This window comes from Dyadobacter sp. CY261, from assembly GCF_021440085.1.
In the GTDB taxonomy this organism is placed as follows: Bacteria; Bacteroidota; Bacteroidia; order Cytophagales; family Spirosomataceae; genus Dyadobacter.
In genome coordinates this window covers 29,228-50,207 of the sequence record NZ_JAKCPW010000004.1, presented here as the reverse complement: position 1 = coordinate 50,207, position 20,980 = coordinate 29,228, and the positions used below count along the sequence as shown (strand labels likewise).

Here is a 20,980-nt window from a genome sequence, read left to right as displayed (position 1 = left end):
TTTTCAGAAATTAGAATGTTGCTCTCAAATTGAAACCATAGCTGCGTGTCGAGGGGAATCCGAAATAATCGAAGCCCTGCGAGTTACCATTCGCATAATTTGATTCAGGATCAATATTTGGCGTATTCTTGAACAAAATAGCCAGGTTACGCCCCACAAACGACAATGTCAGGTTTTGAAGGGGTGTCTTGTTAAGGAGCTTTTTAGGGAATGAATATCCAACAGTAAGCTGTCTCAACTTAATGAACGACGCGTCGTAAAGGTACATGGTGGTTACCGCGTTGTCTCCCTCGCCTCCCACGGCACCCCAGTAGTTGAATGCTTCCTGAGGAGTTAGTGTTTTTGTAAAAGGCTTATAATCGGTTCCTTCCTGCGTCACTCCGGTTACTGTAAGCGGTGCTTCGCCCTCACGGCCTTTCAGGGAGTTTTTGCTCAATCCCCACTGATCCAATCTCATATTTGTTCCGGAAAGAAGATCACCTCCCACTTTGAAGTCTACCAGGAAAGAAAGGTCAAATCCTTTGTAGTTGAATGCATTGGTTACACCTCCGGTCATTTTCGCAATACCATTTCCAATGGGCTGATATCCCGGAGCGCTAACCGGACGACCGTCTTTATCAAATACCGGCTGTCCATCAGGAGACATTTTCTGTACACGTCCGGTGATTACACCGAAAGGCTGACCAACGATATTTTTGATAAAAGCATTTTTGGTTCTCGGCTCATCCATCACCAGTTCGTTTGTTCCTTCGATCAGTGACTTCACCTTGCTATTGTTTTTAGCCAGGTTTACGGTAAGATCCCAGGTCAGGTTGTTGGTTTTAAGCGGGGTGGCGGATAACAGAAGTTCTAAACCGCGGTTTTGTAGTTTACCCAGGTTGACCGAGGTGCTGCCAAAGCCGGAAGCTCTCGAAATGGTAGCATTCAAAATGTCGTCCGTGGTTTGCTGGTCGTAATAAGTGAAGTCGATACCCAGCTTGTTATTGAAGACCCTGAAATCAATACCGACTTCCGTTTCAGTCACCGTCAGCGGTTTCAGAGCGGGGTTGGGTATGTTTCCGCCATTGCCCATTGCCTGGGAGAATGAGGCCATCGGAAGCGTAAGATGCGGGTTTCCGTTCAGGGAGTAGGTAAGATTGTTCTGGTAGGCATCGATGGTAACATTACCTACCTGTGCCCATGATGCTCTCACTTTACCGTAGGATAGCCATGACGGAAGTCCTTTAAATGCATCTGAAAAGACAAAGCTACCTCCGATCGACGGATACAGGATGCTGTTTGTTTCAGGATTAAGTACCGAGAACCAGTCGTTCCTTGCAGTTGCAGTGATGAACAGAAATCCATCGTATGACAATTCCGCTGATCCCAGAAGCGAGTTGATACCGCTTTCTTTGGGCTCGTAATTGAAGGATTTGTCTTTAACGTTGTTCAAAGCAGGAAAGAACTGGACATTAAATCCATTGCCGTACACATTCACATATTCATATTTCCTCCTCATCCTGTTGCCGCCTACAAAAGCCGTGAATCCGATTTTTCCGAATTCTTTGTTTGCACCAATGGTGTACTCGGCATTAAGCTCGGACACGTCCCAGTTTCCCAAACTTCTGGCTCCGCCGCGCTGGTAGCCGGTACCTTCAGGTGTGAGGCTTTCCGCCCGTCTGCTATATTTATCCAAGCCTACGCGCCCCTGGATGAAGAGCCAATCGGTCAACTGGTATTTTAATTGGCCGGAAGTAATGATCCTGTTTTTCTGGTCGGACTTAATAAACTGATAAGCAACCCAATAAGGGTTCTGGCCCCAGTTGTTGTTAGCTTGCTGCATTTCTTCTCCAACCGATTTTGGCTTGGTTACTCCCCATATGCCAAGGCTTGCAGCGTCGGTACCTGACGGAATCGCACCCGGTTTCAAAGGATCTCCGTAATAATCAAGCACATTCATGTCGCCCGGTATTCTCCAAACGGCTTGAATGGCATTACCCGGAGAGTCTGAAACGTTCGGTCTGTTTTTTGCTTTTTCTTCGGAATAAAGGACCTTGGCATCGAGGCTCAGCCTTTTACCAAATTTCGCCTGGGTTGATAATGAGAGGTTAATCCTGTCAAAGCCGGAGTTTGGAATAATGGTCGTGCTTTTCAAATTGGTAACCGACGCACGGAAATTCTGTGTTTCGTTTCCACCTGAGAATGCAAGATTGTTTGTAAATGCGTGACCAGTTTTGAGGTAACGTGAGAAATTGTCCCCTGCGTAAGAATATGGGTGCATTTTTCCATCAAAACCGACGACCTGGCTGTTGTCAAATTTAGGCCCCCAGGAGTCGTCACCCCACTCGTAAGCCTGGTTCTGGTTGGCAGGTTTGGTTGCAACGCCACTTACATAGCCGCCTGCTCCATACGAGTGTTGAAGGTCCGACAGATCATTCAGTTTTTCAAATACATAGTTAGAACCAAATTCTACACCGATACCTTTTCTCTTCGTTCCGCGTTTGGTGGTCACGTTGATAACCCCGTTGGCAGCGCGTGATCCGTAAAGTGCGGCTGCATTCGCTCCTTTCAAAACGGTAATTGACTCAATGTCGTCCGGATTAATGCTCGACAATCCGTCACCTTCGTCAGAACCTCCCCACAGACCGGCCTGGCCGAAATTGTTATTGTCCATCGGGATACCGTCAATCACATATAAAGGCTGATTGTTGCCTTGCAGGGACTTATTGCCACGAATGATCACACGAGAAGAGCCAGCGGGGCCTGATGCGATTTTGCTTACGTTTACACCAGCTACTCTTCCTGCGAGCGCATTTCCCAGGTTGGCTTCACGCGCCTGGGTCAGATTGCTACCATTTACTTCTGTAATGGAGTAAGCTAATGCCCTTTTGTCGCGGCTGATACCCAATGCCGTTACCACCACTTCGTTCAATGCCGTTGCTTCAGCGGCCAGCGAGATGTTCAGGATAGTCGCATTGGCAACTACCACCTCCTTCGTTACATAACCGATATAGCTGAATGTTAACGTTTTTCCTTTTTCAGCGGTGATGCTATATTCACCCTTGTCATTAGTGGTGGTGCCCCTTGTGGTACCTTTTACGACTACGTTTACGCCGGCAATCTCTCCGCCGGCAGCGTCGCTTACTTTCCCGGATACCGTCATTTCCTGCGCATAACCCGTTAGGGAAAGCACAGTGAACAGTATCAGCATGTTAACTAGTAGATTTTTTTTCATACAGTCCGTACTTCTGATAGGTTAAATTTGATCCTTGAATAGAGGTATTGTAAACTACAAGCAGAGTCAAATATACCGCCGATGACTCCATACTTATATAGTGCTTTTTTATCTAAAAATAACACATTTTTAACACTTTATTAATGTGCATTTAAAATTATTTGGCTTTAAAAAAGGATTATTCTTTGTATGCTTTGGCGATTTGAAAAATGTCTACAAGGAAACAAATAAGTTTATAGAAGGCTGTCGAAGCAGTCTGGGAGCATAGTTCGATTGGTTATATACGTAGCTCTACAGACATCAAAGTGGAGCCATTCAAGGCACGTTTGACAAGTGTGGGCTCAAGGTGTTTCTGGATTCAGAATCTGTCGGACGCTCACTGCTGCGGAAGATTTTTATACCACGTTTTCCAGAGAACCACAGAAGAAATCACAAATAGGGCAATCGCGATGTTTATTCCGGCCGGTATCTTGAGAATAAAAAAGACCGGAATGGCTGTGATGGCTGTTTGCGCAATGATTCCGATTGCTACGTTAAAGATGTCCCTGGAAAAGTGCCTGTTCGGGACAAACGACGGGTCGCTTGCTTTAACCTCGTCGCGAACAGGCCCCCAAAATCCCCATGGGTTCACCGTCCTGTAAAATGTCTTCAATACTTCCATGTCTGTTGGCTTCGTCGCCAGTGATCCGGCCAGGGCGCCGATGATCGAAATGCCGAGAATGAGCGGGAAATAGCGCAGTGGAAGGGTATTTTGAAAAATATGGGGACAAATCAGTGCGCACACGATTCCTGCCAGCATTCCCCAGAAGAAACCCGCGCTATTGAAGCGCCACCAATGCCATTTCAGTACATTGGAGGCAATGTAGCCACCATACAATGCGGACACGATCCATTGCAAAATGCTGTTCACATCCTTTGCGAGCAAGCCGAGGAGAATGCTGATGCTAACTATAACGATGCCTGAAAGATAATTGACCCGGCTGATCTCGCGGTTCCCTGCACCTGGATTGAAAGACCTGAGATAGACATCGTTCACGAAATAGGCCTGGGCCGCGTTGAATGTACCGGCAAAAGTGCCCATAAACGCGCCCATTAGCGCTATAAGTACCAATCCAAGCATGCCCGACGGAACGTAAGCATTCAGCACCGCAGGAAGTACTTTTTCGAGGTCGGTGCCGATGTTTGGTGCCATATCTGAATGTTGGAAATATAGCAGCCCTAAAACCGTGATGCCGGTAATGAAGAGATATCGGGTAGGTAACAGCACGATATTCACGATCATGCTCATCAGAGCGGCTTCCCTGGGGGAACGGGTAGATAATATTTTTTGCATATCATAGTTAGGTGCAGGCCCGGCCAGGCTAGCGAGAATGCCTTTGGCAGTCATTAGTGCAAAAAAAGAGTCTAATGGGGCAAAATTGTCGCTTTTGAGCTTCTCGGCGGCGGCCGGCAGTCGCGACGACCAATTGAGGTCCGATTGTTGTCCCAAGAAAAAGTCGGTCCAGCCAGCAGGTACAGGTAAATGTGAGCTGTCGGGAAACACGGTGTATGCCATCGCAGCGGCAGACACGCATACAATCACCATGATCAGATAATGCAGCATATCGGCCCATACAATACTTTTCATTCCGCCAAGCAATGCATAGCAAGTCGTGAAAATAGTAAACAGAATCCCATAGAAGTGAGCAACATAATCATCCGGGATATTGAATGGTAAAAATGGTTTAACGATCTGCCAGGGGATAAATATTTCAATGAATTTTCCCAGTCCGATGAACCCGTAGGCCATAAAGCTCAGGCAGCTTAGTAATGCAAAGACGATGATGACCTTATGGGAAAGCCCGCCTTCACGACAGTCGCCGAACCTGAAAAGCATCCATTCCGCGCCAGTAGCTGCGTTGGATCTCCTGAGCCAAATCGAGAGATATACCATCATGAATATCTGGTTAAATACGGGCCAGAGCCACGGCAGCCAAATGCTTTTTACGCCATAAACAAACATAATGGCAACCATCCAGGCTGTGCCGGATAGGTCGAACATGCCCGAGGCATTGGAAATGCCAAGCATCCAGAACGGCATGGATTTGCCACCAAGCAAATAGTCGTTTTTGCTTCTTGCCGCCTGCCGTTTCAGGTAAACACCGATTGATAGGACCGTTATCAGGTAGATTAATATGATCAGAAGATCGAGGGACTTGATTTTCATCGGTAAGTCGGCGGAATTATCGGAAGGTGGCTTGGTGGTATAATTAACAATAAATCTTTAAATTGTTAATCAAAAATCCATCGCCGTTTTAAGCAGTTACCTGGTTCTAATATAATTAAACACCTATTTAGCCTATGAGTGAAATCTACAGAGAAATTACCCCATTAACCCAGTACGATTGTTTTACCGTTTTTGACCGCAGAAAGACCATTTTCGATTTCCCGCTTCATAACCATGAAGAATTCGAACTCAACCTGATCCTGTCCGGCAAAGGCGTGAAACGGATTGTCGGCGATCATACAGAGGTGATCGACGATGTAGAGCTGGTTTTGGTGGGCAACAATTTACCGCATGGCTGGCTCACCCACAGCTATAAATGGGAAGAAGGAATGCCTGAAATCAATGAAGTGACCGTGCAATTCCATCGCGACCTGTTTGATGACAAATTTCTGAAAAGGAACCAGCTATTTTTTGTCCGTTCACTGCTGGAAAAATCAGCCAAAGGCATTGCGTTCTCGAAAGAAACGATCGAGCGTATTAGGCCCAGGCTTGCCGCGCTGGCCCAGAAAAGCGGGTTCGACTCCATGCTCGAACTCATGTCGATTCTGCACGACCTGTCAGTTTCGCGCAATATGCGTACGCTTTCCAACAGTACATTTACGGACGAAAACGTCAACTATAACAGCCGTCGTATCGAAAAAGTATTCGCCTACATGCGCGACAATTATGACAGGGAAGTGAATCTTACCACAGTGGCCAAGCTAGCGGGAATGTCGGAAGTGTCATTCAGCAGGTTTATTAAGAAGCGTACAGGAAAGACATTTATCGATAGCCTCAACGAGATCCGATTGGGGCACGCTTCCCGATCGTTGATCAATACGACGAATACCATTTCTGAGATCGCCTACAAATGCGGATTCAATAACCTGTCGTATTTCAACCGCATGTTCAAAAGCAGGAACGGATGTACGCCCAAGGAATTTCGGGATAACTATTCCGGCACGCGAACATTTGTGTGAGGAGTAGATTTTGAATGAGTCAATGAGTGAATATTTGAATGATTACTACAACAAAAAGAGTTCAAAGTTCGGGAATCGATTCCCAACTTTGAACTCTTTTCTGACTCATAACCTATTGACTCATTGACTCATTCAACTTTCAGCATCCAGCCAAAGATATCTTCTTCTTTGCCTGTTCGGAGGTCGGTGAGATAATTTTTTACCTTATTTACAAACGAGTCTTCTTTAATTTCTGGCAATGGGTAATCAACGCCTTCATATGCGATTGTCGCGAATGGAGAGATTACCACAGCAGTACCGGCTCCGAATGCGGCTTCGAGCTTACCTGCTTTCAATGCGTCGACGATCTCTTTCACGCTGATGCGGCGCTCTTCCACCGGAATGCCCCAGTGCTCAGCGATCGCTACAATGCTTTTGCGCGTAATACCGTCCAATGTAGTCTCGGAAACGTGCGGTGTAAGCAATTTGTCATCGAGCATAAACATGATGTTCATCGTACCCGACTCTTCGATGTAGTCATGGTCGCGCGCATCGGTCCAGATCAGTTGGTCATAACCTTCCTGCTGGGCCAATTTTGCCGGGTAAAGTGAACCTGCGTAGTTGCCTGCGCATTTGGTAGCGCCTACACCACCTTCCGCAGCGCGGATGAAATGCGTTTCCACCTTCACACGCGGAGGTTTTGCATAGTAAGTACCTACCGGGCTTGTGAAGATGATGAAATAGTATGAATCAGATGGTTTCACACCGATGTAAGGATCGGTGGCAAACATATATGGACGAATATAAAGCGAGCAGCCCGGTTGAGACGGTACCCATCCGGCGTCGAGACGAAGCAGCTCCGTAAGGCCGTTCATGAAGATTTCTTCCGGGATCTGTGGCATGCAAAGGCGCTCAGCCGACTTGTTAAGGCGTTTCCAGTTGTCGATCGCACGGAAAAGCAGCACTTCACCAGCGTCATTTTTGTAAGCTTTCATTCCCTCGAAAATAGCTTGACCGTAATGCAGCGCGGCGGTGGCAGGGCTAAGTGAGAGGTCGCCGTAGGGCACAATGCGAAGGTCTTGCCATTGCCCGCTTTTATATTCGGCGATAAACATATGGTCGGATATGTTCCGTCCAAAAACGAGGTTGTTGAAGTCAACCTCCTGCAAACGAGAATTGGTGGTTTGCTGAACTTCAATTTGTACTGTGTCGGCTGTCATGATGCCAAAAATTTAATTTTTCAAACGCTTTCCGAAGCTTATAATCCGAAAAAAGGCAGGGTTTGGAAATCCCGGCGCACTCTTTCCTAAGTCTCGCAATTTAAAGAATTTAATCTATAAATAATTGATATTTAGTGTAACAATTATTTTCCCCGTCCAACCCTCGGCTGCCAGGTAACCTCTTCGATTGCGAGCTCGTGCGTCATTGCGCGACAAAGCATAAAAAGATAGTCGGAAAGACGGTTGAGGTAACGGATCACGATCGGATCTACCTCTTCGCCCTGCTGCAAATGGATTACCGCACGCTCCGCCCGGCGGCAAACGGTGCGGGCAATATGTCCAAAGGAAACCGACGGATGTCCGCCCGGCAGAATGAATGCACGCAATGCGGGAACGTTGGCATCGATCAGGTCCATTTCCTTTTCGAGAAGCGTAATGTCCTCGTCGTACAGGTCGGGCAGGATTTTCTTTTTCTGGTCCGGTTCCGAAGCCAGGTGCGAGCCGATCGTAAAAAGCCGGTCCTGGATTTCTTTGAGCAGATCTTTGCGGCTTTCATTCACCGGCTGATCGCGGAGCATACCTATATGGCTGTTCAACTCATCGACCGTTCCGTAGGCATCGATGCGCACATGCGCCTTGCTCAGGCGGGTCCCGCCGATGAGGGATGTGGTACCCTTATCGCCGGTTTTGGTGTAGATTTTCATAGGGGAGCTATGCCTTTGCTTTTCTCAAAGACTCGGTTTCAAGAAGTTCTTTCAAGGTGTATTTCAATTGGTCGTCGAAAATATTTTCGACTTCTTCGACCGTATTTTCTCTCTCAGGATGATCTGTAATTATATGCTGTAAATTGTTGAAATCCCACTCAAAATGCATTGCCGGATTTATAATGTGTGTTTATTAAAAGCCAATTAGGTTTTAGAAGCTTCCCGACCTAATTTTGCACCCTGATTTACTATGGCGAAAAACCTCTCTAAAAGGTTACCAATTCATGAAAGTTACAACATTTGCAATAAAGATCTGGCGCTGGGCATCTTTATTATTCGTTATCGGGGCGCTGGGCTGGACGTATTCACTCTTTCCAGAAATGGTCGCGGTCGACTTTGCGGACAGCGGCCTGGCCGAGCGGTATGTGGACAAAGAGCATATTTTTTATATCGTAACAGGTCTTTTCTTGCTGAACAACGTGGTGCTCACGGCCATCGCTCGCCACATTCAGAATGTGGATCCGATGAATCTCCCAATTTTGAAGCGTAAGGAATGGGCACAGCACCGTGCTGAACTAAACGAACACCTTACCAACTGGCTGTATTGTCTTGTGGCGGTGATCAATACTATTATAGGTTTTAGTCTGTTGGCATTGTCGACGATTAACAGCACTAGCTACAAGTTGGATGTATTCGACTTTTCGTGGCTTTATTATGCGAGTCTTGCACTCGTTTTGATCGTTTTCCTGCTTCCGCTACGCCTGCTGTGGCCGCCGCTGGACGATGATAAGCTTTGATAGAGCCTTATGGAAGGAAAAGACATGGATGAGGCGAACCTGAACGCTGCATGGCGGGTGCAGGCGGAGGCGATAGATCTGCAAAGTTACACATACGAGCTGCCGGACCAACGGATCGCAAAGTATCCGATGCCAGTCAGGGACGAGTCGAAGTTGATGGTGTACCGGGATGGCGAAATCACTCATCTACAATTCACGGACGTTGTTTCGCAATTGCCTGAGAATACGCTGCTGGTTTTCAATGACACCAAGGTAATCCCGGCAAGGGCACACTTCAGGAAGGAAACGGGGGCGGTCATCGAGCTCTTGCTGCTGCATCCCGAGTTGCCAACCCGCGTGATCAACGATGCGATGCTGGTGAAGCATTCCTGTGTGTGGGAATGCATGATCGGCAACAAAAAGCGCTGGAAAGCGGGCGACACATTGAGAAACGACATTCTTGTGAATAGGTTGCCCGTCACATTGCAGGTTTCCTATCATGATTATGAACAGAACCTTATCAGGTTATCCTGGGATGCCGACATCACGTTTTTAGATCTTGTCAAGGCTCTGGGTGAAATACCGTTACCGCCGTATCTGAACCGCGATACCGAGGAGCTGGATAGCCAGACTTACCAAACCGTATATGCACATCACGATGGGGCCGTTGCGGCACCTACTGCCGGATTGCACTTTACACCGCGCGTTTTTGATGCGCTGCACAAAAAAGGTATCCGGAATTCATTTCTGACCTTGCACGTAGGTGCAGGAACATTTCAGCCCATTAAGGTAGAGAAGGTCACGGAGCACCGAATGCATTCCGAGCAAGTGGTATTTACAAGGGTCCTAATTGAAGATTTGCTTCGATCGGTCGATTACATTTTGCCGGTAGGCACTACATCACTGCGTTCGTTGGAAAGCTTGTATTGGTTTGGAGTAAAGCTTTTCAAAAAGGAAACCACGGCCTTTAATATTGAAAAACTTTATCCATATCCCTGGAAAGAGGAAGAATTACCATCTGCCCGGCAATCGCTCCAAGCCATTGCCGGGCAGATGGATCAGGCAGGACTTAGCGAGATCGTAGGCGAAACCGAGATATTTATTTTCCCGGGTTACCGGTTCCGGCTTTGCCGCGGGATAATTACTAATTATCATCAACCTGGCTCCACATTGATCCTGCTCGTCGCCGCATTTTTGGGAAACGACTGGAAAAAGGTCTATTCCGAGGCGTTAGCGAACGATTATCGCTTTTTGAGCTACGGCGATTCTTCTCTCCTTTGGCTAAACGGTAGCGCGTCCTAGTTTTATTTGTTGATGTTTCCTCGCAATTTGTTGTTAAAAAACAGTAAATTATGGGATGCGCACAACTAATTGAGCAGAGAATGACTGTCGAAGAATACTTCGAGTTGGAGAAGGAAAGTGAAATCCGCCATGAGTACTACAATGGTGAGATTTACGCAATGGCGGGCACTACTTTGAACCATAACGACATCGTTGACAATGTCCGTTCTTTTTTGAAGGGTTTTTTCCAACCGCGAGGTTGCCGTGTTTTCGCTGAAAGTGTCAAAGTTAAAGCTTCGAACATCTACTATCCCTATCCCGATGTAATAGTTACCTGCGCTCCGGTCGACATTTCAGGAACTTACGTCGTTAAACACCCCACAATCCTTGTTGAAGTAATCTCAAAAAGCTCCGAATCAAGGGATCGAGGTTTTAAACTGAAACATTACAGGGCCATACCTTCCCTGCAATATTATCTGCTGGTCTCTCAACTTGAATATAGTGTTGATATGTATTCCCGGCTCGAAGGGAATGATCTTTGGGGCTACCAGTCTTTCGAAGGTATTAATGATGCGGTCCGCTTTGACGCGTTCAATTTTGAAATGAGCCTTAAAGCGATTTACGAAAACATCGAGTTTGAGCCGGAGATTGTTCAATAATCGCCGTTATTTCACAGAAACTACCTCACTCACAGCCGAAACACCATTTTCATTGAATGCTTCAATAGCAAAGTAGTAGGGTACGCCTACATTCAATGCCCTTAACTCAAAAGTATTCGGTTCATCATTCCAAAATTGGTAGGTCTGATAAAGTTTGTCGGGGGCGATGCCCCATAACACATTGTAACCGACCGCGCCCGGGACTTTTTCCCATCTCAAATCAGCATTACGCGTGTCTTTCTGACGGATGGCGGTAAAGTTTGCAGGAGTTTGGGGTGCTTTTCCGAAACCGTTTCCAAAAACCCTGAATTCACTGATAGCCAGTATCGGCGAGGCTACGTATACGTGCTCGTAACGAATGTAGCGCGCACGTGTGGGTGAGGATAACTCGATATAAGCGCAGGGCCTGTCGCGCCTGGGCTCTTTGGTGAGGTCGCTTGCCAAATCCCACTTCTTCCCGTCCTTCGATGTCCAGATTTTGAACTGCGTATAAACCTTTTCAGGCTTGTTATCGAAAATATCTGATTTATAGTCGGTGTAGTTCACTTGTACAGCTTTTACTTCCTGTTCGATCTGTAAATCGATGGTTAACGTTTCTCCCGGCTTGTTTTGTTTCGCCGCCCAGAATGTTCGGGGATTTTCGTCAGTGATTTTCTGCGCGGCCATCGAGTCGAGCGTAGACGAGGCAATAACGGGTTTTTTATAGGAAAGCAGCATCCAACCAGTGAAGAGTTCATCGCCTTTACCGGTCCAGGTTTTGGTGGGAATTTTATGGGGAAAATCACCGAAGCGGGTGTTGGCGAACATTTGACCGTCTTTGTCAAAACCGGCAGGAAAGCGAACAATGCGTCGCTCCATAGCCCAGTTCAGGCCGATCCAAGATGTGCCAGTGTTCCAGTAGTTGCCGTAGTTATCCTGAAATGTATTACCATGCCCGGCGCCGGTTGCGAAACCACCCGGCTTGTAGGACACAGGGTTGTAAGGCGCGTAAGTGAATGGTCCCAGCGGATTGTCCCCTACGTAGGTACCATTGGCATATACGTTATATTCAGTTCCCGGTGCGCCGTACTGCAAGTAATATTTGCCTTTATGCTTCGTCATCCAGGCACCTTCCGTGAATGGTTTGAACGGGTCAGAATGATTGGGTCCGAAGCGTTCCCAGCCATGTTCATACTGATTGAGCCAGAACATCGACTGATATTGTCCCTTGAATGCAAGCCGTTTGGAATAATCCAACTCGGAACCAAAAATTGGGTATACATTGGAAGAACCCCAGTACATATACCATTTGTCTGTGTCCGGGTCGTGAAATAATGCGGGATCCCATGGGCCGATATCTTTGGGTAGCCTCGGCGTCCAGCGGTTGTAAAATTCCCAAATGCCTTTTTCCGGAGCTACGGAATACAGGATCGGGCGGGACTCGAATGTCGACTGGAAAAGAAACAATGTGTCGCGAACAGATACAGCCGCGGGGGCACACATATCTTCAAAAGGCCAGCGGTTGGCTGTCAGGTATGTCCAGTTCAGCATGTCTTTGGAATGCCAGTAACCGCCCGAAATCGTCACAAACAAAAAGTACTCACCTTTATGGTTGATGATCACCGGATCAGCACCAGACCGATAGCTGATGTTGTCATTCAATTGCTCAAAGTTGTATTTGTAATCGATATCCATCGGATTACAATAGGTCGTCTGCGCGGAAGTCACCTGCGAATGGAGTAGCAGAAACGTACCAAGCAATAGTCCAATTCCGCGTAACGACATGATTTTGTTGATGATAGGATGCATATTATTCTTTTAATTCTACAAAATTACCTGTTTTTGGCTTAATAATCTTTTCCCTCTGCAAAAGCATCGCACCTTTGGGGAGTTTTCAAACCGATAAGCTTTACCTTTGCGGTCAATTTTGAAATAAGCAACAGTTTTTAGAATGGCGATTGATTTTATAGAGGAACTACGCTGGCGGGGCATGCTGCACGACATGATGCCGGGAACACATGAGCAACTTCAGAAGGAGATGACATGCGGCTATATTGGTTTCGACCCTACGGCGCCTTCGCTGCACATTGGTAACCTCGCTACCATTATGCTTCTGGTGCATTTTCAGCGCGCCGGCCATAAGCCCATTGCATTGGTAGGAGGTGCCACCGGGATGATTGGCGACCCTTCTTTCAAAGCGGCGGAGCGCTCTTTCCTCGACGAGGATACCTTGCGGATCAACCAGGAGGGTATTCGCAAGCAACTGGAATCGTTCCTGGATTTCAATTCTGGCGAAAATTCGGCTGAAATGGTCAATAATTACGACTGGTTCAAAGACATCGGTTTTTTACAGTTTTTGCGCGATGCGGGCAAATTTTTGAGCGTCAATTATATGATGTCCAAAGATTCCGTGAGAAAGCGTCTCGAAACCGGTATTTCATTTACCGAGTTCTCTTACCAGCTTTTGCAAGGCTACGATTTCTATCATTTATATAAAAACAAAAATGTCAGGCTGCAAATGGGCGGCTCGGATCAGTGGGGCAACATTACCACGGGTACCGAAATCATCCGACGGAAGGAAGGCGATGAAGAAGGGTATTTCAAGGCTTATGCTTTGACCACACCGCTTGTCACCAAGGCCGACGGTTCGAAATTTGGTAAAAGCGAAGGCGGAAATATCTGGCTCGATCCGGAGCGGACTTCGCCTTATCAGTTCTACCAGTTCTGGCTCAACCAATCCGATGATGATATGCCGCGTTACCTGCGCGTTTTTTCGCTGAAAGGCCGTGAGGAAATCGAAGCGTTGGAAACCAGCCACACAGCCGAGCCGCATTTGCGCATTATGCAAAAGGCACTCGCCTCTGAGCTAACCGTGCGGATACACTCGCAAAAGGCATTGGATTTTGTGCTGAAAGCCTCCGAGGTTTTGTACGGTAAAGCGACATTAGAAACACTTCAAAGCATTGAAGTAGACGAGTTCGATGCCATTTTCGACGGCGTACCGCAAACCGAAATCACCCGTTCGGAATGGAATGAGTGCGCCAACATTACCGACCTGGTTTCCACAGTAACCCGCGGCGAAGTATATGCTTCCAAAGGCGAAGCCCGCCGGGCGATTCAGCAGAATGCGGTAAGTGTGAATAAATCAAAGGTCGCTTCGGCCGAGCAGCCGTTGAGCGATTTTGCATTGCTGCAAGACAGATTTTTACTGATTTCAAAGGGTAAGAAAAACCATTTGATCCGTGTTGAGTAAGGTCATGCAGCTTAACATGCTCTGATAGCATCCCTTTGTACAACGAAGCAATGCATTGATATGGGGGCTCCGATAGGACCTCCTGTTTTTTGCACGGGTATCAGTATCTTTTTTAGATAAAAATTTACCCGCTGAGGAAAAGAAAGGGGAGCTGGTCAGCGCCTGGCGGAGCTTTACATTCAAACAGGGGATTTCTCAGAAGAGAATGGTTTCGATATTGGAGCGTTATGGGTTTGACGCGAAGGTTTTTATGACTTATAATAAATAAATTTTTTTAAACTGAATTTGTAAGATTTTCACACAGTTGGGTGAGACGAGTACTGCTTTGAAATACCGATAAAGAATCGAAAGTGACCAATGGATCATTCGGTGCGAAGACGGGAAAGGGTAAGTTGCTAACTTGAAAGCTTTCAAAAAGGTAACTAAGCCATGAAACAATTACTATTCGCATTCGCCCTTTTATTAAGCGCCACCTCATTTGCACAGACCAAGAGTCCGCTATGGACTAAGCAGGAGCGGGGAATTTTATTAGACGGCCTGCGATCTTCGCAAAATAGCCTCTTGGATGAGGTTAAGAGCATCAGCAATGGGCAATTTCATTTTAAACCTGACAGCGCAACCTGGTCCATTGCCGAGATTACAGAGCACCTTGCAATCTATGATGAATTGCTTTACTGGGATTTGTTGAACAAGCAATATTCCCCTGAAATGCCGGAATGGGTCGGCAAAGTGAAAGGTCTCGACTCGGTGATGACAGCCTACACCGAAGATCCGATGAAGTTGAAGGCACCATTCATTGCCCAGCCACTCGGTCGCTTCCCGAATGGTAAAGACGTAGTTGCATATTTCAACCGCTATCGCAATGAAATGATCAAGCTGATCAGTGAAACGGACACCGACTTCCGGTTGCATTTCGTATTTCGCTCAAAGGACGCCGGCGTGTGGCGGGTTAGGGATTTGCATCAATATACACTGCTCTGGATTGCTCACACGCAGCGGCACACCAACCAAATCAAGCGTGTCAAGGCCCATCAAAATTATCCTAAGTAGCCTGAGGCGTTGATTTTACGCCTTCCCCGAAAACGTATTTAAAACCGGCGCCGCCGTCGGATTGTACTGATATGACTGCCATGTGTGGTCGTTGTAAATCTCCACAATGCGGTAGCCCTTGTAAGTTGTTCCCCAGTTGCCGCCGAAATGCCCGTCGAAGAAATAGGGTTTTTTGCCGTACATCTTGGTACTGTCCTGGTCGTGGTCATGACCGTTGAAGACCGCTTTTACATTGGGTGTATTTTCCAGAAGATCCGTCACTTCCTGGCATTCGATGCCATTAACAGTCCACTTGGATGGCGTGATGTGGAGAAATACGAAAATGCCTTTTTTCTCTTTGTATTTAGCCAGTTCATTGCGGAGCCATGAAGCATCCGGGCAAACATACTCTCCTTTTTCATTCGAAGTATCACCAATCACAAATGCGTATTCGCCCTTGGCAAAGCTGTGGTTGGTAGGATAGCCCCAGGTACTTTGCCACACGTCCAGCCCCACTTTGTCGTGGTTGCCACGGCTCACATAATATGGCACACTAAGGTTTGAAATAGTGCTTTTGAAATCGTATAACAATGTGGGATCATCATGAATAAGGTCTCCGTTCAGAACCAGAAAGTCCACTCCTTTTTGTAGCTTTTCGCGGTTTACCCAGCTTACCAGATCCGAATGGAAAGTTTTGAATTCCGTATCGGGCTGGCCGTAATGTCCGTCGGAAGCAACGATAAAGCGCATTGCGATGTTCGCAGCAGATTGTGCTTTGGCGGGTTCAGACAAGTAGCTAATTCCGGATAATGCTGGCAGAAGTTTTAGAAAAGACCGTCTGTGAAAAGTCATCTTTTAATGGGTTTGGATGAACGGAAATAGGGGTTTCTTGTAATTTCAAAAATAGTTATTCATCCGTGATATTTTCGTTAATCTTGCAGGTTGTTAAGAATATTTAATAAAAACAGAATTCATGGACCGGCTTATTTTGCAAAAAGCGGCTTCCTATTGTGCTTATCAGGAGCGGACGCAAGACGAAGTGAGGCAACGCCTGAAAAAATGGAACGTCTGGGGCGAGGAGGCGGATGAGCTCATCGCTGAGCTGATTTCCCTGAATTATCTGAGCGAGGAACGCTTCGCCAAAACATACGCCGGAGGCAAATTCAGGGTTAAGAGCTGGGGCCGTATGAAGATCCGGCAAGAGCTTAACCGGCGTGGATTAAGCGCTTACAGCATCGAAAGAGGGATGGATGAGATCGGTGACGATGATTATGTAACCGGATTGCGGGAATTACTTTCGAAGAAAAAGAATCTGCTATTAAAAACCGAAACCGACCCTTTTAAGCTGAAACAGAAACTTGCAAGGTTTGCACTGGGAAAAGGGTATGAGGGAGAGCTCGTCTGGAAGGAAATAGGTGATCTATAAAAATAGCCTCGGATGGTTCACATTCGAGGCTATTTTTTTGTATTCAGACTTTAAAAATCAGAGTCAAACGAGATTTTGTGCGCGGAATCCTTGTCTTTCACACCACTCATTACGCCCGCTTTTTGGTATTCGCCTACGCGTTTTTCGAAGAAATTTGTCTTTCCTGGAAGCGAGATCAGCTCCATAAAATCGAATGGGTTGGCGGAGCCGAACTGTTTGGGACAGCCCAGGCGTTCGAGCCAGAAATCGGCGATGTATTCGATGTATTGCTTCATCAATTCGGCATTCATGCCGATCAGCGAAACCGGAAGCGCCTCGCTCACAAATTCTTTTTCGATTGTTACCGCATCCATCATAATCTCGATCACGCGCTCCTGAGGGAGTTGGTTTACAATGTGCTTCGTGTAAAGCAAACATGCGAATTCACAGTGCAGACCTTCGTCGCGGGAAATCAGCTCGTTCGAAAAAGAAAGTCCCGGCATGAGGCCGCGTTTTTTGAGCCAGAAGATCGAACAGAACGAACCCGAGAAGAAAATCCCTTCCACAGCTGCAAATGCAATGATACGTTCCGCAAAAACAGGGCTGTTGATCCATTTCAATGCCCAGTCGGCTTTTTTCTGTACGCAAGGGATGGTTTCGATCGCGCGCAAAAGTCTGTCTTTTTCAACCGGATCTTTGATATAAGTGTCGATCAGCAGCGAATAGGTCTCGGAATGGATATTTTCCATGGCTATCTGGAATCCATAGAAGCATTTTGCCTCGGCATATTGCACTTCGCTCAGGAAATTGACCGCAAGGTTTTCGTTGACGATCCCGTCGGATGCCGCAAAAAATGCCAGTACGTGGGAAATGAAATGCCTTTCACCGTCATTAAGGTTCTCCCAATCCTTCATATCCTGTGACAGATCGATTTCCTCGGCTGTCCAGAAAGAAGCCTCGTGACGTTTGTACATTTCCCATATCTCGGAATGTTTGATGGGAAACAAAACAAACCGCAAGGGATCTTCTGTCAACAGGGGTTCCTGTCTGCTAAGTTCTTGTGACATAGTTAAATTGAGTATTTTACGGGGATCTGAATGATATAACGTTATTACTTGCCGATGGCTTTGAACGCCGGGACGGAAGAAAACAAAGCTACACCCTTTGAGCTAAAATTCAAACAATGTTGAGGAGATGGCACCGATCGTAAACCAGGGATACCCACCGGGTAAATATTAACAGGATGGAAATGAGAAGTTGGGTATAATCGACACTTACCATCCCTTTGGATGTCTGCCCCTTAATAACTGTCATCGTTAACGTTCTTACCTATGCCCACAACTGGCCTGAAACGGTACCGTCATTTGTTTCGCAATATCGAAAACCCTTTTACCTACATCTTTGACAAAGCTGGCGACCGTGGCAGGACGCTACATTTTGTGACGAAACCAAACAGGTTGGTTTTTGAGGTGTCACCGAGCACTTATCAGGTATTCAAGGAAATATTCATGGCCGACGTATACAACATCGAAGCTTTGAAATGCGTACTACCTGATAATCCGATAATCATCGATATTGGCGCAAACGTCGGTTTTTTTGATATATTGCTTTTATCTAAGGTAAAGAATGCACAAATTTATGCGTATTAGCCTCTGAGCAGTAATATCGAGCGCATGCGTGCTGTTGCCTCCTCCAATCCCAAGTTTGATAAGTGCGTCGTCATCAATTCTTTTGCCGTGACCGGAACGTCCTGTGAAATGTTGCGGATATACGCGCAGGATACCGAAGATAATCAGGTAGTCGCTTCCTCGTTGAAGGGGTTTAATATTGACAATACAAAAGAAATATGGGTTCCGGCGATTTCATTATCAGAAATTATTGGAAGAATGCCGGAGGAAAGGATTGATCTGTTGAAAATGGATTGTGAAGGTGGTGAATATGATATTGTTTTTAATTCACCACCGGGTCTTTTTCGCCAAATAGAAAGAATGTTAATTGAAGTGCATGATGTTGATAGCCAAAGTAATGTGGGAACGTTTAGTCAATATCTTGAGCATTTGGGGTATCATGTTAGCTATGTCCCCATAAACGGTTTTTGTTATGCCTTGGAAGCGTACAGAAGATGAATGAGCAATTTATGTTAAAGAATGTCTTGATTGATTGCGAAAGGATGAGACACCCTCATACCGGTCTTTATCACTATTGCCTTCAACTGGGGAATTCTATTTTAAAAAAGGTTGGTGAAGAGAAAGAGAAAATTTCCTTTTACTTACCGACGTCAGCAGAGCATATTTTTGGAGAAAAGGCCAGTTATATTTCTCAGCACTTCATTCATAAATTGTTTTTTCCTGATACAAAGTCGGTTGACGTTTGGCATTGTACTTATCAGGGTTCGAAATATTTTCCGTTTGGGAAGAAGGTTTCTGTTATCCTGACCATTCATGACTTGAATTTTCTTTATGATGGGAAAAGGTCGGAAAAACGGATAAAGAAATATTTAAACAGGTTGCAACTTAAAATCGATAGGGCGGATCACATTGTCGCCATTTCATATTATGTTCTTGAAGATCTGAAAAAGCATCTTGAATTAGGTGATAAGCCAACCTCAGTGATATACAATGGCTGCAATATAGACGACAGCGTCACTGTAATGCTTCCCAGGCAGAGTATCGACCAGCCGTTTCTTTTCACAATAGGTACGATTGTCGGGAAAAAAAATTTCCATGTACTACCGGCATTGTTGAAAGATAATGATTTAAGACTTGTGATTGCGGGAATTGAGAGTAGTCAGGAGTATAAAAAGAAAATCATTAGAGAAGCACAGAATCTAAACGTTCTCGACAGGCTCATTTTTACCGGCCCAATTTCAGAGAATGACAAAAAGTGGTATTTGAGCAATTGTACAGCTTTTGTTTTTCCTTCTATTGCCGAGGGGTTCGGTCTGCCGGTCATTGAGGCCATGTACTATGGGAAACCGGTTATATTGTCGCGCTGCACTTCGTTGCCGGAAATTGGGGGAGATTGCGCTTATTATTTCGATAATTTCGAGCCGGATCATATGCGCAATGTCTTGACTACAAGTCTTGAACATTACAATAAAACAAAACCCAGGGAAAAAATCCGCGAACGTGCGAGATTTTTCTCCTGGGAAAGGGCTGCCTCTGAATACCTTGCGTTATATCAGAGCTTTGCTTAATTTAGCTTGATCACTTGCTGATATTTTAGCATCATATGGAAATTATTGATAACATCGATAATGCCAATTTCCGATTGATGTTTTTTCATTTCCCTGTTAAAAGCCATTTTCTTCGCTTGCAGGTTACCACGATTTTTAATAAAATCCCAGTATGCCTCAACTTTAAAAAATTGGAGCGTTAGCATACCGATCAATACATCGCATAACAAGATTTGTAAATGCCATAATTTTAGGTCGAGGCCCTGCAAGTGCAAGTAATGTACATAGTAACGGTTCCTGAAGTGAATTCTTTTAATGGCTTTTTTATGATTGTGATTTTTAGTGCTGGCTGATACTTCATGACGGCATACCGCATCATGCTCATAATAGCATTTCCAACCCAATCTCCACGCCCGAATCGAAAGCTCTTGATCTTCACCATAATAAGGATTAAACATTTCGTTAAATCCGTTAATCGCTTTCAGTTTTTGTGTATCCATCAATGCAATTGCGCCGGATAAATAGAATGTCGGCGTAAATGCATTGATATTTTGCAGGTGAAAGAAATCAGAAGATTTAATCTTTCTTCCCGAAATCTTCGGCTCCCTTGCTGCTTCTCGGATCAAATCATCATTCATCCCGATCACCCTTCCCATCACACCAAAGGTATCTTTCAGTTCAAAGTACTTATAAAGCTTTTCAATATAACCTGGCTCCAGGGTCACATCGGTATTGAGTAGGAAGATCAGATCATTAGTCGCATTTTGAATACCTATATTACAAGTATCCGAAAATCCCGAATTAGTTTCTTTTCTTATTAGCGTGATTTTATCTTGGTAGTGTTCTTGTAAATACCTAACAGATTCATCAGTGGATGCATCGTCAATGACAATAATCTGAACACTAGTTTCAAGTTTTTGAAGAACCTTATAATTATGTTCGAAATATTTCTCAAACAGGTGTTTCCCGTTATAATTTGGGATTACTACTGATATACTTTTCATAGACAATCGGTTATCAAGTGAGTTGAGAGTTTTTTAATACCCGATTCTTCAATACTTCCTTTTAACAGGATGGCGTT

General features: G+C 45.7%; 18 protein-coding genes. 10 read left to right on the top strand and 8 right to left on the bottom strand.

All coding sequences use genetic code 11. From position 1 onward, the window contains the following. Positions 1 to 10 precede the first annotated feature (10 nt). Complete coding sequence (locus LZD49_RS12800) at positions 11 to 3,190, bottom strand: SusC/RagA family TonB-linked outer membrane protein (protein ID WP_234667842.1); 3,180 nt, start codon at positions 3,188 to 3,190, stop codon at positions 11 to 13. Positions 3,191 to 3,590: 400 nt separating this feature from the next. Then, positions 3,591 to 5,420 carry a sodium:solute symporter family protein gene (locus LZD49_RS12795; protein ID WP_234667840.1) on the bottom strand — a complete coding sequence of 610 codons (1,830 nt, stop codon included), beginning with the start codon at positions 5,418 to 5,420 and terminating at the stop codon, positions 3,591 to 3,593. Between the two features lie 134 nt (positions 5,421 to 5,554). On the opposite strand from LZD49_RS12795, the gene LZD49_RS12790 reads away from it, so the two are divergent. Beyond that, the gene (locus LZD49_RS12790) at positions 5,555 to 6,439 is read left to right on the top strand and encodes an AraC family transcriptional regulator (RefSeq protein WP_234667838.1); all 885 of its coding nucleotides are present in this window, start codon (positions 5,555 to 5,557) and stop codon (positions 6,437 to 6,439) included. 128 nt (positions 6,440 to 6,567) lie between these two features. Here LZD49_RS12790 and LZD49_RS12785 read toward each other — a convergent pair whose 3' ends face one another. Together LZD49_RS12785 and LZD49_RS12780 are read right to left on the bottom strand one after the other, a co-directional pair. Beyond that, complete coding sequence (locus LZD49_RS12785) at positions 6,568 to 7,638, bottom strand: branched-chain amino acid aminotransferase (protein ID WP_234667835.1); 1,071 nt, start codon at positions 7,636 to 7,638, stop codon at positions 6,568 to 6,570. 143 nt (positions 7,639 to 7,781) lie between these two features. Further along, the gene (locus tag LZD49_RS12780; RefSeq protein WP_234667833.1) at positions 7,782 to 8,342 is read right to left on the bottom strand and encodes a cob(I)yrinic acid a,c-diamide adenosyltransferase; all 561 of its coding nucleotides are present in this window, start codon (positions 8,340 to 8,342) and stop codon (positions 7,782 to 7,784) included. Between the two features lie 284 nt (positions 8,343 to 8,626). Between LZD49_RS12780 and LZD49_RS12775 the strand changes: the two genes are divergently transcribed. The 3 genes from LZD49_RS12775 (at position 8,627) to LZD49_RS12765 (ending at position 11,058) form a co-directional block, all read left to right on the top strand. Beyond that, the gene (locus LZD49_RS12775; RefSeq protein WP_234667831.1) at positions 8,627 to 9,139 is read left to right on the top strand and encodes a hypothetical protein; all 513 of its coding nucleotides are present in this window, start codon (positions 8,627 to 8,629) and stop codon (positions 9,137 to 9,139) included. Positions 9,140 to 9,148: 9 nt separating this feature from the next. Continuing rightward, positions 9,149 to 10,420: an S-adenosylmethionine:tRNA ribosyltransferase-isomerase gene (locus LZD49_RS12770; protein WP_234667829.1), complete on the top strand. Its 1,272-nt coding sequence runs from the start codon at positions 9,149 to 9,151 to the stop codon at positions 10,418 to 10,420. A gap of 80 nt (positions 10,421 to 10,500) precedes the next feature. Next, positions 10,501 to 11,058 carry a Uma2 family endonuclease gene (locus LZD49_RS12765; protein ID WP_234667827.1) on the top strand — a complete coding sequence of 186 codons (558 nt, stop codon included), beginning with the start codon at positions 10,501 to 10,503 and terminating at the stop codon, positions 11,056 to 11,058. A gap of 6 nt (positions 11,059 to 11,064) precedes the next feature. On the opposite strand, the gene LZD49_RS12760 is transcribed toward LZD49_RS12765, so the two are convergent. After that, positions 11,065 to 12,846, bottom strand: coding sequence for a family 43 glycosylhydrolase (locus LZD49_RS12760; protein ID WP_234667825.1), 1,782 nt, complete (start codon positions 12,844 to 12,846; stop codon positions 11,065 to 11,067). A 148-nt stretch (positions 12,847 to 12,994) separates the two neighbouring features. Here LZD49_RS12760 and tyrS point away from each other — a divergent pair, with 148 nt between their 5' ends. Both tyrS and LZD49_RS12750 read left to right on the top strand, forming a co-directional pair. After that, positions 12,995 to 14,290, top strand: a complete 1,296-nt coding sequence (gene tyrS / locus LZD49_RS12755) for a tyrosine--tRNA ligase (protein WP_234668402.1) — start codon at positions 12,995 to 12,997, stop codon at positions 14,288 to 14,290. Between the two features lie 429 nt (positions 14,291 to 14,719). Next, the gene (locus LZD49_RS12750; protein ID WP_234667823.1) at positions 14,720 to 15,340 is read left to right on the top strand and encodes a DinB family protein; all 621 of its coding nucleotides are present in this window, start codon (positions 14,720 to 14,722) and stop codon (positions 15,338 to 15,340) included. A gap of 15 nt (positions 15,341 to 15,355) precedes the next feature. Here the strand turns inward: LZD49_RS12750 and LZD49_RS12745 are convergent, their stop codons facing one another. Next, positions 15,356 to 16,171: a metallophosphoesterase gene (locus tag LZD49_RS12745; protein WP_234667821.1), complete on the bottom strand. Its 816-nt coding sequence runs from the start codon at positions 16,169 to 16,171 to the stop codon at positions 15,356 to 15,358. A 121-nt stretch (positions 16,172 to 16,292) separates the two neighbouring features. Between LZD49_RS12745 and LZD49_RS12740 the strand changes: the two genes are divergently transcribed. After that, complete coding sequence (locus LZD49_RS12740; RefSeq protein ID WP_234667819.1) at positions 16,293 to 16,745, top strand: regulatory protein RecX; 453 nt, start codon at positions 16,293 to 16,295, stop codon at positions 16,743 to 16,745. Positions 16,746 to 16,795: 50 nt separating this feature from the next. Here LZD49_RS12740 and LZD49_RS12735 read toward each other — a convergent pair whose 3' ends face one another. Next, the gene (locus LZD49_RS12735) at positions 16,796 to 17,791 is read right to left on the bottom strand and encodes a ribonucleoside-diphosphate reductase small subunit (protein ID WP_234667817.1); all 996 of its coding nucleotides are present in this window, start codon (positions 17,789 to 17,791) and stop codon (positions 16,796 to 16,798) included. A 264-nt stretch (positions 17,792 to 18,055) separates the two neighbouring features. Here LZD49_RS12735 and LZD49_RS12730 point away from each other — a divergent pair, with 264 nt between their 5' ends. From LZD49_RS12730 to LZD49_RS12720, 3 genes are read left to right on the top strand one after another with little or no spacing between them, the layout of a single operon-like run. Beyond that, a complete protein-coding gene (locus LZD49_RS12730) occupies positions 18,056 to 18,373 on the top strand; it encodes a hypothetical protein (protein ID WP_234667815.1) in 318 nt (105 codons plus the stop codon). Positions 18,374 to 18,376: 3 nt separating this feature from the next. Continuing rightward, on the top strand, positions 18,377 to 18,850 hold the full coding sequence (locus tag LZD49_RS12725) for an FkbM family methyltransferase (RefSeq protein ID WP_304488710.1): 474 nt from the start codon (positions 18,377 to 18,379) through the stop codon (positions 18,848 to 18,850). Then, a complete protein-coding gene (locus LZD49_RS12720; protein ID WP_234667811.1) occupies positions 18,847 to 19,920 on the top strand; it encodes a glycosyltransferase family 1 protein in 1,074 nt (357 codons plus the stop codon). Before LZD49_RS12725 ends, LZD49_RS12720 begins: the two co-directional genes overlap by 4 nt. Here the strand turns inward: LZD49_RS12720 and LZD49_RS12715 are convergent. Continuing rightward, a complete protein-coding gene (locus LZD49_RS12715; protein ID WP_234667808.1) occupies positions 19,917 to 20,903 on the bottom strand; it encodes a glycosyltransferase family 2 protein in 987 nt (328 codons plus the stop codon). The two genes, LZD49_RS12720 and LZD49_RS12715, sit on opposite strands and share 4 nt — an antisense overlap. Between the last annotated feature and the right edge of the window lie 77 nt (positions 20,904 to 20,980).